11 protein-coding genes are annotated in these 11847 nt (G+C 56.6%); 5 read left to right on the top strand and 6 right to left on the bottom strand.

Going from position 1 to position 11847, the window contains the following annotated elements; genetic code table 11:
* Nucleotides 1-20 precede the first annotated feature (20 nt).
* Both EU557_RS07840 and EU557_RS07835 read left to right on the top strand, forming a co-directional pair.
* A complete protein-coding gene (locus EU557_RS07840; RefSeq protein ID WP_135529843.1) occupies nucleotides 21-413 on the top strand; it encodes an SPW repeat domain-containing protein in 393 nt (130 codons plus the stop codon).
* A 151-nt stretch (nucleotides 414-564) separates the two neighbouring features.
* Complete coding sequence (locus EU557_RS07835) at nucleotides 565-936, top strand: hypothetical protein (protein ID WP_135529842.1); 372 nt, start codon at nucleotides 565-567, stop codon at nucleotides 934-936.
* Between the two features lie 82 nt (nucleotides 937-1018).
* Here EU557_RS07835 and EU557_RS07830 read toward each other — a convergent pair whose 3' ends face one another.
* The 3 genes from EU557_RS07830 to EU557_RS07820 all read right to left on the bottom strand — a co-directional run bounded on the left by EU557_RS07830 (nucleotide 1019) and on the right by EU557_RS07820 (nucleotide 5933).
* Complete coding sequence (locus EU557_RS07830) at nucleotides 1019-1879, bottom strand: transporter (protein ID WP_135529841.1); 861 nt, start codon at nucleotides 1877-1879, stop codon at nucleotides 1019-1021.
* A 55-nt stretch (nucleotides 1880-1934) separates the two neighbouring features.
* Complete coding sequence (locus EU557_RS07825; RefSeq protein WP_135529840.1) at nucleotides 1935-4409, bottom strand: TonB-dependent receptor; 2475 nt, start codon at nucleotides 4407-4409, stop codon at nucleotides 1935-1937.
* Nucleotides 4410-4604: 195 nt separating this feature from the next.
* The gene (locus EU557_RS07820) at nucleotides 4605-5933 is read right to left on the bottom strand and encodes an Nramp family divalent metal transporter (protein ID WP_135530311.1); all 1329 of its coding nucleotides are present in this window, start codon (nucleotides 5931-5933) and stop codon (nucleotides 4605-4607) included.
* 213 nt (nucleotides 5934-6146) lie between these two features.
* Between EU557_RS07820 and EU557_RS07815 the strand changes: the two genes are divergently transcribed.
* Nucleotides 6147-7145: a cation diffusion facilitator family transporter gene (locus EU557_RS07815; RefSeq protein ID WP_135529839.1), complete on the top strand. Its 999-nt coding sequence runs from the start codon at nucleotides 6147-6149 to the stop codon at nucleotides 7143-7145.
* Between the two features lie 40 nt (nucleotides 7146-7185).
* On the opposite strand, the gene EU557_RS25930 is transcribed toward EU557_RS07815, so the two are convergent.
* Together EU557_RS25930 and EU557_RS07810 are read right to left on the bottom strand one after the other, a co-directional pair.
* Nucleotides 7186-7317, bottom strand: a complete 132-nt coding sequence (locus EU557_RS25930; protein WP_281062601.1) for a hypothetical protein — start codon at nucleotides 7315-7317, stop codon at nucleotides 7186-7188.
* 104 nt (nucleotides 7318-7421) lie between these two features.
* Nucleotides 7422-8828, bottom strand: a complete 1407-nt coding sequence (locus EU557_RS07810) for a PQQ-dependent sugar dehydrogenase (protein WP_167855122.1) — start codon at nucleotides 8826-8828, stop codon at nucleotides 7422-7424.
* 145 nt (nucleotides 8829-8973) lie between these two features.
* Here EU557_RS07810 and EU557_RS07805 point away from each other — a divergent pair, with 145 nt between their 5' ends.
* Both EU557_RS07805 and EU557_RS07800 read left to right on the top strand, forming a co-directional pair.
* The gene (locus EU557_RS07805) at nucleotides 8974-9408 is read left to right on the top strand and encodes a GNAT family N-acetyltransferase (protein ID WP_135529837.1); all 435 of its coding nucleotides are present in this window, start codon (nucleotides 8974-8976) and stop codon (nucleotides 9406-9408) included.
* A gap of 275 nt (nucleotides 9409-9683) precedes the next feature.
* Nucleotides 9684-10331 carry an HD domain-containing protein gene (locus EU557_RS07800; RefSeq protein WP_135529836.1) on the top strand — a complete coding sequence of 216 codons (648 nt, stop codon included), beginning with the start codon at nucleotides 9684-9686 and terminating at the stop codon, nucleotides 10329-10331.
* Nucleotides 10332-10396: 65 nt separating this feature from the next.
* Here EU557_RS07800 and EU557_RS07795 read toward each other — a convergent pair whose 3' ends face one another.
* The gene (locus EU557_RS07795; protein WP_245326200.1) at nucleotides 10397-11845 is read right to left on the bottom strand and encodes a glycoside hydrolase 5 family protein; all 1449 of its coding nucleotides are present in this window, start codon (nucleotides 11843-11845) and stop codon (nucleotides 10397-10399) included.
* Nucleotides 11846-11847: the final 2 nt, after the last annotated feature.

Here is an 11847-nt window from a genome sequence, read left to right as displayed (position 1 = left end):
TCTCAAAACACCAACTAGCTATGAAAGTCATTTCACCTCGCGTGCACGGCATGCTTGATTACGGCACCATTGCCCTGTTTGCCCTCGCGCCCACCTTGTTCAACTTCGATGGCCCTTATGCCACGGCTTGTTACGTGCTGGCCGTTGGGTATCTGCTCATCACCCTCGCTACAGACTTCCCACTGGGCGTCATGCGGATGATACCCTTCCCCATGCACGGCGGCCTAGAGCTAGTGAGTGGCCTAGCGTTGCTGGCAGCTCCCTTCATCTTCGGTTTTCACGATGACAATACCGTAGCCCGCAATTTCTTCATGATCATGGGTATCATATTCCTGGGGTCTTGGATGCTAACGGACTGGCGTGCCGACACCCACACCCGCACCCAGAATAATATGATGCCTCATCATAACTAAGCTGATGAAGCAGTAATAACGAAAAAATCCTGTGGCCAGCGCCACAGGATTTTTTATTGCCCTAGCGCTAGATAGCAGAAGGTCAACTGTATCCTTGCGCTGCAGTGGCCGTATTTACTTGTATGGTTCCACCCAAAAATTCTATCGATTCATGAAAATCCTGTCTCCCGCCGCGCACGGCGTAGTTGATATAGCTTTCATCACTGTTCTCGCGATGGCTCCCATCATGTTTGAGCTAAACCCAGCCGTGGATACGGCTTGCTTTGTAATGGCCGGTGGGTATTTGCTGATTACCCTGCTCACCGACTTTAAGCTAGGTCTGTTCAAGGTGATTCCATTCCCGATTCATGGCTGGATGGACTTGCTCACGGGTATTGCTTTGCTGGCAGCACCGCTGCTCTTTAATTTTCCGGCCGACAGCTCAGAGCGTAACCTGTTCTGGGTGCTAGGTGCGGTGTCGGTAGTAACGTGGTTTATCACTGACTGGAAAGCCCACACCCGCAGCCTGATGACCGATCAGTAACCAAGGTAGTAGGCTAGCCTACGCAACACGGCCCCGGCTTCTGACTACCAGAAGCCGGGGCCGTGTTGCTATAAGCACATGCCTAGCGCCGGAACGTGAAACCCACGAAAAACTCCCGATCCATTTCTTTGCTCAAGGCCAAGTGCGCCCCAAAGTCGGCCTGCAGGTTCTTATTGATGCTGAAGATTGGAGCCAAATTAACGGAGGAGCGCCAGCCGGAATGCTCCGCGTCCCACTGCGTTACCCCTTCTACTAAGAAGCTAAACAGGTCACTGAACTCATGATCAAGGGCTACCGAGGGCATCACGCGCAGGTAATGATTGCGCTGCTCCTGGTCGTAGTTCACGTCAGACTCTATCTGCACATCAAGATTCCACTTGTGGGGCAGCATGATGTTAACTGGCAAGATCAATCCTCCTTCTATAGACCCGTTGCGGGCTTGTTTGCTTGTAGGAAGGCGCGTGTAGGCCACTATGCCCATTGCTACGGGGCTTTCTTGGTCATCGCCGAGGAAGTTGTGCTTCACCCGAATGGCTAAGTCCCCGAAGCCGCGGCTCTTGTCCCATTCCGATTGATGCTCGCCACGTTGTTTGCCAATACTATAGAGTGGTACTTCTATCTGCAGATCGGTGCGGCGGCTCAGGCCCATTTTGGCTACAGCGTAGGCCACGTGAAAGTCGCGGTTGCGCATAGTGTCCTCGCGCGAATTAATCAGGCGCACGGCATCGGTCTCAAGCTGAAAGTGGCCGGCATCTACAGTAAAGGGGCTTTCTGTTACGCCGGGCCGGTCGGGGCGTAACTCCCGGAGTTGGTTGCGGGGTACCGGGTGAAACAAGTCGAAGTGGGCCGAATCGTAGGGACTGGTCTTTTTAAGATCTTGGGCTGCTAGCTGCAGGGGAGCCAGCGCGCTCAAAAGCCACAAAAAAGCGTAGCGTTTACACATGAGGGGAGGAGTTAAGGGTCGTATTCCGCCCCTACGCAAACGCCTGCAGACTGGCCTAGAAAGCCACCGTTATTTTTAGGCTGAGGTTACGCCCCTGGTTATAGATGCCCCGCTGGCCCGTAGGCGAGGCAGCGTAGTACTCAAAGTATTTCAGCCGGTTAAGGTGCGACTGATACGTTGTGTTCAGCGCATTGTCGAGGTGTAAAAAAAACTGCAGCCACTCCCGTTTTTCAGGGCCAGTGGCTAGACCAGTGCCTAAGCCTACCCCCAGCAGTGCGTACCCCGCCGTGCGTGTTTCGGTGTTATCTACTGCGTAAAACCGGTTTTGGGGGGCGTTGTAGTCGAGTACGGCCCGCACGTAGGGGTGTAGCAAGCAGCCCCACGGCTTCTCACTTGTGAAACGCACCTCTGAGCGGGTACGCAGCGGTGGGATGAGCGGCAAGTATTTGGCCGCCGCCCCGTTGGCTTCCAGTAGCTGTGCTTCGCGGTTCAGGCCAGTTACGTAGGCCAGGCTATTGCCGAACGTAAGGCTGGGCAGTGCCCGTGGGTGCAGGTTTACAGTTGCCTCGGCGCCATAAAGCCGGGCCTGGCCCTGCTGATACTGGTAGGTAGCATTGCCTGGAACAATGACTACCGGCTGCCCATCGGGGCCATTCAGGCGGGCCTGGTAGATGTAGTTGTTGATGTCGTTGTGAAAAACGCTGGCGCTCAGCTCCACATCGGGCAGGTAAGCACTGAGCCCTAGGTCTTCCTGCAAACTGAACTCGGGCCCGAAGGTGCGGTTGCCCAGGTACACTATGTGGGCGCCCGGGTCGAGGCCATTGGAGCCCACTTCCGTGATGTTAGGTGCCCGGTAACCCCGCGCCACATTGGCCCGCAGCACCAACCGATCAGAGAAATTATAGGTAGCGCCCACGCTAGCCGACACGCCCCGGTAGGGTCGTTTAAACGCTGAGAATTGTGGCGCTAGGCCACTATTGGCGCCTACCTGTTGCGGAAAACCAGTGGCGGGGTTTTCTCCCACATAAAAGTCAGCCCACCGCAGCACGCGGGTATCGTAGCGTAAGCCCCCGGAGAGGTCAAGCTTGCCAAACGTCTTCTTCAGGAAGAGGTAGCCGCCCACATCAAAGAGCGAGTAATCCGGAATGGGGAAGTCAGTGGCCTCGCGGTTTGTATTGGTCTGGTACATCCCGTTCAGACTCAGTGTCGTCTCGATGCCTTGCCAGGCAGGGGCAGCGTAACGCACATCGTAATTGTAGGTGTTCAGGGCCACCGCTAGGCCTGCCTGCGTGGGCGCAGTAGGGTGGTTGTACTCGCGGCGGATGTTCTGTTGTGCCCCCAGCAGCGCGTGCAGCTCTCCTTGCCCAAGCCGCAGCCGGGTACGGCTAAGCAAGCGGTAGTGCTGAATGTGCTGGTGAAGCGGGTTGATGCGGTACGTAGCCAGGTCAGCATCAGGCACTAGGGGGCGGTTCTTGATGTCGTCCTGCTCGCCTTCCAAAATCTGGCGCGTGAAACGCCGGCTCAGGGAGTCGCGGCTGCCATCCGGAATTTCCTGTAGGTTGTTGTAGAGCGTGGCGTAGAGCTGCGTAGAGCCCCAGGTTTTCTCTAGGCCTGCCATAGCCGTTAGGTTCAGCTCCCGAAAGGCCGTGCCATATACCCGGCCCTCCAGCGCGTTGCGGTACGCTTGCGCCAAGCGGTAAGAGCCTCGCGCCGCATACTGCCAGCCGTTGCGGTTATAGTGCAGGCCTAGCGAGGTGCCAATCAGGTTATTATTGGTCTGATACTCAGTTAGTGCATCGCCATGCAGCTCACCGGCGGGGCCATTGGGTAGCCTCGGCAGCATGTTGATAACACCGGCTACGGCATCAGACCCATATATCAGACTGGCGGGACCTTTTACTACCTCAATCCGGTCGATGTCATATTGATCAATCTCGATGCCGTGCTCGTCGCCCCACTGCTGGCCCTCCTGGCGCAAGCCGTTGTAGAGCGTGAGTACCCGATTATAGCCGAGCCCCCGAATAAACGGCTTAGAGATATTGGGGCCAGTAGTGACGGCGCTCAGGCCGGGCACGCCTTTTACGGCGGCATCAATCACGTTGCTGCTGCCATTGAGGTTCACCTCGCGCCGGCTAAGCACGGCAATCGGGACTGGGCTTTTTCGCAGCTCCGTAGCCCGAGAAACTCCCGTTACCACCACCTCCTGCAATGCCGCCGGAGTAGGAGCCAAGCGCACCGAAACCTCCGCAGTTTGCCCGGCCACGATGGTCAGCCGTTGGCGTTGGGCCTGGTAGCCAATGCTGGAAAACACTACCTCGTGCGCTCCCGCCGGAATGCCTTCGAGAACATAGTGCCCTTGCGCATCTGTAGCAGTGCCCAAGGCGGTTCCCGGCAACACTACCGTAGCCAGCTCTAACGGTTGGCCTTCTGCCAGCACCTGCCCCCGGATGCTGCCCGTACCCTGCGCCGCTACCAGCAGCCCCGAGAAAGAAAATAGCAAAGTAGTGAGCAGGCGAAAAGCTAGTTTCATAATGAAAAGCGGTAGAAGGTGAGAACCACGCCGTACTGCCGTAGTGGGCGCAGGCTGGGTCAGTACAGGCCTAGTGGCTGCTCCCAAAGGCAGTAGTTTGTTTAAACCAGGTTAAATAAATATTTAGGCCAGTCTAAAAGTGTAAAGCCAAAAAAGCGCCGTGCTGGCTAGGCCAGGTACGGCGCTTTTTTTAGCTTACCCGAAGAAGGTTTGAAACAGTAGGTAGCCGTTCAGTAATACAATAATGCCCGATACGCTCCAGGCAATAGTCTGTAGCCAGGGCTTGTTCACGAAAACTCCCATTTTGGCTTTGCTGCCCGTGAAGAGCACTAGCGGCACCACCGCAAAGCTGAGCTGCAACGACAGAATAACCTGGCTTAGAACGAGTAATTCGCCGGTGCCTTTCTCCCCGTACAGCATGGCTACTATAAAGGCTGGCACCACCGCAATGCTCCGCGTGATAAGGCGCCGTACCCAAGGCTTCAGCTGTAGATCCAGAAAGCCTTCCATTACAATTTGGCCAGCCAGGGTGCCCGTGAGCGTGGAGGTTTGTCCGGAGGCCAGCAGGGCTACTGCAAACACCACAGAGGCCGCTCCGGCGCCTAGCACCGGCGCAAGCAGCTCATGGGCATCCGCAATATCAGCCACGTTTTGGTGGCCATTGCGGTGAAAGGCGGCGGCAGAAGTAATTAGAATAGCTGCATTCACAAAGAAGGCCAGAAACAAGGCCACCGAACTATCGATAGTGGCGAATTTGATGGCCATGCGCTTGCCGGGTTCATCCTGAGCAAAGGCGCGGGTTTGTACGATGCTGGAGTGCAGGTAGAGGTTATGCGGCATTACCGTAGCGCCCAAAATACCAATGGCGATGTAGAGCATCTTGGGCGTGGTCACGATCTGGGGCTGGGGTACTAGGCCTCCCAGAATCCCAAACCAGTCGGGCTTCGAGACAATGATTTCATACAGGAAGCAGCCAAAAATCACGGTCAGCAGGCCCGCCACAATACTTTCCAACACCCGGAAGCCCTTGCTCTGAAACAACAGCACCACCAGCACATCTAGGATGGTAAGCGATACGCCCCAGGTGAGCGGCAGCCCGAACAACAGGTTCAGGGCAATGGCCGAGCCGATTACCTCGGCTAGGTCACAGGCGGCAATAGCAACTTCGCACAGCACCCACAGCACCTTGGCCACGGGAGCGGAGTAGTGGTCGCGACAGGCCTGCGCAAGGTCACGGCCCGTCACAATGCCCAGCTTAGCTGCCAAGTGCTGAAGCAGCATGGCAAACAAGTTGGAAATCAGAATCACTGAAAGCAGCGTATAGCCAAAGCGCGAACCGCCTTCAATATCCGTTGCCCAGTTGCCGGGGTCCATGTAGCCCACCGCCACCATCAGGCCCGGCCCCCAGAAGGCCATCAGCTTACGCCAGAACGAAGCACTCTGCGCGGGCACCCGAATGGAGGCGTATACCTCGGCCAGCGAATTGTGCTTCCGGGCCCGGCGCCAGCCGGTAGCGGCCTGCATGTCCGCTTCGGAGGGAGTGGCAACGGGAGGAGTTTGTATGGCTGGAGGCATAGAGTCAGAGCTACTTGAATTCACAAAGTAAACAATTTTAGGGTCGTCTAAATTTATTTTTAAGACAGGTTAATTACTGCTTTTGTTTCAAAAAGTTGTGTCATCAGTGGCACGCCGGGTTTTTTACCTGAATTTTGTTGCTCGCTCCACGGTTACGTCCTCATGTTTTCACTTCCCCTCAAAACGCGCTACGGGCTATTATCGTTGGTTGTCAGCGTGGTGTTAGTGGCGATTAAGTTTTACGCCTACCTGCTCACCCGCTCCCAGGCCGTGCTTACGGATGCCCTAGAGTCCATCATCAACGTGGTGACAAGTGGTTTCGCGCTCTACAGTATCTACCTGGCCAGCTTGCCCAAGGATGAAAACCATCCGTATGGCCATGGCAAAATTGAGTACCTCTCCATCGGGTTTGAGGGAGCCCTGATTCTGACGGCCGGCGTGTATATATTCCGGTCGGCTATTCTCTCTCTCATGAATCCCCACGCCGTAGACCGGCCCGACTGGGGCATGGGCTTGCTGGCATTCACGGCATTGGTAAACCTGGTAGTGGGCTTCTTGCTGGTGCGCGCTGGCAAACAGCATAACTCGGTGGCACTGGTAGGAGACGGGCAGCACCTGTACATGGACTCGGTGAGTACCTTGGTTTCATGTGCCGCCCTGCTGCTGGTGCTGTTCACCGGCAACGTGCTGTTTGACTCCGGGGCGGCTCTGGTGCTGGGCGTATTCATTGTGGTGAATGGCTACCGCATGCTGCGCCGCTCTATTGGAGGGCTCATGGACGAATCGGACGTGAAAACGGTGAAGCAGGTAATTTCAGAGCTGCAGGCGCACCGCCAGCCATCTTGGATTGACGTGCATAACCTGCGCGTACTACGCTACGGCGCCGACTTGCACGTGGACTGCCACGTGACCATGCCCTACTACTTCACCCTCGATGAAACCCACAGCCAAGTGCACCGCATTGAGGAGTTTATAGCAGGCCGCTTTGAGGTAGAGGTAGAAATGTTTGTGCACGCCGACCCCTGCACCTTTGCCGCTTGCTCGCACTGCCACATGCCCGACTGCCCTGTACGGCAGCACCCCTTCAGCCAAGAAATTCCCTGGACCTTGGCCAACACCGTCAAAAACGAGCGCCATCAGTTACTGCTGGAGGAAGAGTAAACATCCGTCTCTTCCTCTGAGAAGTAGCACGTGAGGTGATCTACTTGTCGAAAAACCAGGAGTAGAGCAGCCAGAGCAGCGTCATCAGCCCAAAGACGTACCAGATCCATTTGTTGGATTCAGGCTCGGAGCCGCTTGTGCGCTCGCGGCGTTTCATGAAAGGAGGTAGCATAGGGAACAACGTATGCGTGAAAAACGTACCGCTTTTCCCATACGCACGGGAAGGGCTGGCGTTCCGGCTCAGTTTGCGGGTTCCGTGTTTCCGCCCTCTCATGGCTATTCCACCACCAGGCGCTGCGTAAAGCTACCCGCCGGGGTAAGCACCTGCGCCGAGTATATGCCGGGCCGCAGCCCCGCCACGGATACTTCTAATGACGACTGGCCCGCAACAAACCGGCTAGCCAAAACTAGGCGCCCTAGCGCATCACGCAGCTCCGTAGGCAAGGAGGCCGTAGCGGGCGAGGGCAACCGTAGCGTCACGCTACTTCGCGCCGGGTTGGGCCAGAGGCCTAGCACTTCCTGCCTAGCCGTGACAGTGGGAGTAGGCACGTAGGCCAGGTTTTCCAGTACCAGAATGCGGTCGTCGGTGGTGGCAGGGCCACCACGGCCGTCGCGGTTGCTGGTACTCACGTACACGCGCCCCTGGGGCGAAACGCAGATGGCCCGCAGTCGCCCGAAGGAGGTAAGTGTGAATACCCCTTCGCTGGCAGCAGTACCGGCTGCGTTAAGCGGAATTTGCGTGAGCTTATTTCCCCGCAGGGTAGCTGCAAGCAAGCTGTTGCGCCAGCCGGGTATGGCTGGGTGGTCGTAGTAGGTAAGGGCAGCAACCCCCACCGTAGGTGCCCAGGCAAAGATGGGCTCACGCACATTGTTAGCACTGCAGTAGGCCTGTTCGGAGGCGAGGTCGCAGAGGCCTTCCACGGTAGGCCAGCCGTAATTGCGGTTGGGCTCAATAATGTTAACCTCATCTTCGGCATCCTGGCCGTGTTCAGAGCTGTAGAGGCGGCCATTGGAGGCGAGTACTAATCCTTGTGGGTTGCGGTGCCCGAAAGTGTAGCTGGGGTTACCCGCCACCGGGTTGTCGGGCGGAATGGTGCCATCGAGGTTTAGGCGGAGGATTTTGCCGTTCAGCGAGGCGCGGTCTTGGGCAGCGGGGCGGTCCTGAGCATCGCCGGTAGTCATCAGCAGGGTGCCGTCGGGCAGAATGAGTAGGCGCGAACCGCTGTGCGTGCTCACGGCCGGAATGTTGCCCAGCAGCACGAGTGGGCTACCCAGCGTGCCATTGGCGTAGGTCAGGCGCACCAGCTTTTCTTTGTAGCCATTGTCGTTGTAGTTGTACACCACATACACGTAGGGCGAAGTACTAAACTCGGGGTGGAGCACCATGCCCAGTAGGCCACCTTCGGAGCTGGTAGCCACATCAGCCAGCGTAATAAGCGGGGTAACAGCCCCCGTGCTGGGGTTCACCCGGCTGATGCGCCCGCCCCGCTCGGTCATCCAGATAAAGTTATCGGGCCCCCAAACCAACTCCCACGGCACTACTAGGCCAGTGCTCAGCGCCGAAACCGTTACGGTAGTAGCGCCCACCGGAAAGGTGCCTAACACCGGTAGTGTTTGGGCCTGTGCAGCCGCGGTGCCAGTAACTAATAGGCTAGCAAGAAATAGAGTAGACAGAATTTTCATAGTCAGCAGGTTACTGAAGTGATAGAAGGCTTGTCTGATCAACGAATTATTCCGGCTCATGGATGAGGTAGGAGGTGCATTTCCTGCCGTACTTGCCGGCGCTATCGTCACCTGGCCTAGAACCACAGGTTTCCGTTGCTTACCTATGTTCACCATCAGTACCGACCCCACTAAGCTCGACGTCACGGTTATCCACCGCTACCTCTCCCAAGAATCGTATTGGGCGAAAGGCATTCCGTTGGAAACTGTGCAGCGGGCCATTGCTAATTCCCTGAATTTTGGGGTGTATGCCCCCAGTGGGCAGCAGGTGGCCTACGCCCGGGTTGTCACCGATAAAGCCACCTTCGCTTGGCTCTGCGACGTATTTGTGTTGCCTGAGTTTCAGGGCCGGGGAATTGGCAAGCAGCTGCAAACTGCAATATGGGCTCACCCGGAGCTGCAGGGGCAGCGCCGCTATCTGTTGGCTACGCTAGATGCGCATGGATTGTACCGGCAATTCGGGTTTCAGGACTTAGCCGCTCCCGAGCGCTACCTGGAAATTCGTCGGCCCAATCCGTACGGTACACCCACTGCCAATTAGCTGGCCTATAAAGGCGGGCTTCTGCACGCTTTGTAAATGGGGCCTAGCCCGTCAGATGCGCCACAAACCTAGCGTTCAGCTCCAGAAGCCATAGGTTGCGGAAAGCCGGTAACCATAGGCAGTATTGTGCCCGCGCTACATTTCTGGAAATCAATTGATTTAAGCGTTTAACCGCTTTTTGCTAAAAAAACTGAAGCTCCACTGGGGTATTCTATTATCTAGGGGTGGTATATTTCTATGCTGCGCCACCTATTTGCTCGTATCAGATTATGGTTATGAATACCACATTACCGGCCCGCTGGCATCAGCTGACGGCTCCTTTGCTCCCCGATCAGGAACGCCGTGCAGCCACGCTTAAGCAACTCACCGAGGCTTACCAAGCTTCTGACCGGCACTATCATTCGCTTCAGCACATCCGCGCTCTTCTCGACTGTGCCGACCGCTATTCTTCTGCTATCCACGATATGGAGGTAGTGCAACTGGCTATCTGGTTTCACGATGCCATCTATAGTACGCGCCGCGAGGATAATGAAGCTCGTAGTGCTGCCATGGCTCTGGAGTTTCTGGGCCACACTACGCTTTCTGCGGAACGCCGGCAGCGAGTGGCCTACCTGATTGAGCGAACCAAAGACCACACCCAGCCACACCCCACCGCCGACGCAGACCTGCATTTCTTCCTCGATGCGGATCTGCAAATCCTCGGGGCCCCAGAGGCCGACTACTGGCAGTACGCCCGGCAGGTGCGCCAAGAGTACCGCTTGGTACCAGACTTCCTCTATCGCCGCGGCCGCCGCAAAGTACTGGAGAAGCTGCTCACGGCTCCCGTGCTCTACCAAACCCCGCTCTTCCGCGACAAGCTTGATGCTCAAGCGCGCCGTAACATGCAGGCCGAGTTGAAAGCATGGGAAAAGGGTGGTCTGTAAGGCGGCTGTCAGCACAGATATAGAACAGATACAGAGCTGTTTCCGTGACATGTGGTGCCGCCCCGCTACACCCTAACTATGGCCAGCGCTATATCCTTGCGTACTTCGGGCAAGTCAACTGTCAGTTGCCCGGTGGTAGCCTGTAAGTATACTTGCCCCGCGCTGTCGCCCGTCAGGGTATTCCAGAGGTGCACCCGGTAGCAGCCTGCGTGCAGCCCTGGTATCTTGATTTGCACAGGCAGTGGCTTCACGTGTTGCAGCATGGTGCCGCCGCGCTTCTTAAGGCTGTCTTGGCGCAGTATCCAAACAATGGCCTGGGTTGCGTCGCCGCAGGCAAACCCAGCAAATGCCGGCGTAGATAGCTGTATCTCCTGATTCAGATTCCGGCGCTGGAAGCTAGGCCAGTGTATCAGCTCCACAAACGAAGCCAAGCTCTGCTGGGCCGCCCGCATACCGTGCGTGAGCACATGAGGATGTCGGTTAGGCCACCGCATTCCGCCGCCGGCCGCCCCAGAAGCCACATGAGCCCACTGCATGTGCCGGAAGTATTCATCATCAAAGGCCTCTGGCAACGTCCGATGCCGGTCTTTGAAGGTGTGAATAGGGCCATGCTCACTATCAAAAAAGGGGGTGGGCTGGTGCAGCTGTTCTAAGGCCTCCCGTACCAATGACCCCGTGTAGATAGCCGGTTGCACGGTATCCTTGGGGTGATCAATGGTGGCGGCATGGTAGAAGTGCGTAGTAGCGAAGTCGAGCTGCGGATGCCGAAAAATGACATCGGCTACGGCCGGGTGTTCATACAAAACTGGCCAGAACAGCGACACCGTTTGCAGATGCGTACGGCCATACAACTTGGTTTCTACTTCACGCAAATGGGTGCTAACCTCCGTAATAAAATCAGCGAAGCCATCCGTGCGGCCCTGGGCGTGGCGGGGGTGAATTTCGTTCCATAAATCCCAGGCGAAGAGTGCACCGCTGCCACCCCAGCGCTCCGTCGCAAACTTCAAGCGGTTTTTGATGGCCGCAAGTGTATCGGGGCAGAGCAACCATTGAGAATGGTGCTTACAAGGGCCACCATGTGCCTGATTGTACGGATGGTGGCGCCAGCGCTTCCACATCCAAAATGTGTCGTATGGAGTGAGAAGCACCCGCAGCCCATACCGTTCACACAGAGCAAACAAATCGTCCCAGAGGCGCACCATATTAGGTTGAAAACGCCCAACCGGCCGCTCAAGATAGCGGTTCTCGGTCTGACAGTACTCGAGCATAAACCGCAGGCACGTTACCCCGTGCGCCGCTAACCACGCTAGATGGCCCTCCACGGCCGCCATATTTTTTCGGCGAAACAACCCCGCAAAGTCAGGCCACGTGATGGCATCATTCTGCCCGATGGGCGTCCAGCTGGTTCCCTGTTCTGTGATGAAATATGGAGCATTTGGCGCTACCTGAATCCAGGGTAGGCGTTGAGTAAATAGGTTATGGGTAGTGGGTGCCTGAGAAGGAAGAAGCTGCATTA

Origin of the sequence: Hymenobacter wooponensis (assembly GCF_004745865.1) — a bacterium.
GTDB lineage: Bacteria > Bacteroidota > Bacteroidia > Cytophagales > Hymenobacteraceae > Hymenobacter > Hymenobacter wooponensis.
The sequence above is the reverse complement of the archived record's forward strand: the minus strand, read 5'-3'. Positions and strand labels throughout refer to the sequence as shown.

Bases quoted from the DNA above. Each gene is read 5' to 3' on its own strand.
- EU557_RS07825 (WP_135529840.1), bottom strand. From the start codon at position 4,409: ATGAAACTAGCTTTTCGCCTGCTCACTACTTTGCTATTTTCTTTCTCG.
- EU557_RS07820 (WP_135530311.1), bottom strand. From the start codon at position 5,933: ATGCAGGCCGCTACCGGCTGGCGCCGGGCCCGGAAGCACAATTCGCTG.
- EU557_RS07800 (WP_135529836.1), top strand. From the start codon at position 9,684: ATGAATACCACATTACCGGCCCGCTGGCATCAGCTGACGGCTCCTTTG.
- EU557_RS07805 (WP_135529837.1), top strand. From the start codon at position 8,974: ATGTTCACCATCAGTACCGACCCCACTAAGCTCGACGTCACGGTTATC.
- EU557_RS07810 (WP_167855122.1), bottom strand. From the start codon at position 8,828: ATGAAAATTCTGTCTACTCTATTTCTTGCTAGCCTATTAGTTACTGGC.
- EU557_RS07830 (WP_135529841.1), bottom strand. From the start codon at position 1,879: ATGTGTAAACGCTACGCTTTTTTGTGGCTTTTGAGCGCGCTGGCTCCC.
- EU557_RS25930 (WP_281062601.1), bottom strand. From the start codon at position 7,317: ATGCTACCTCCTTTCATGAAACGCCGCGAGCGCACAAGCGGCTCCGAG.
- EU557_RS07795 (WP_245326200.1), bottom strand. From the start codon at position 11,845: ATGCAGCTTCTTCCTTCTCAGGCACCCACTACCCATAACCTATTTACT.
- EU557_RS07815 (WP_135529839.1), top strand. From the start codon at position 6,147: ATGTTTTCACTTCCCCTCAAAACGCGCTACGGGCTATTATCGTTGGTT.
- EU557_RS07840 (WP_135529843.1), top strand. From the start codon at position 21: ATGAAAGTCATTTCACCTCGCGTGCACGGCATGCTTGATTACGGCACC.
- EU557_RS07835 (WP_135529842.1), top strand. From the start codon at position 565: ATGAAAATCCTGTCTCCCGCCGCGCACGGCGTAGTTGATATAGCTTTC.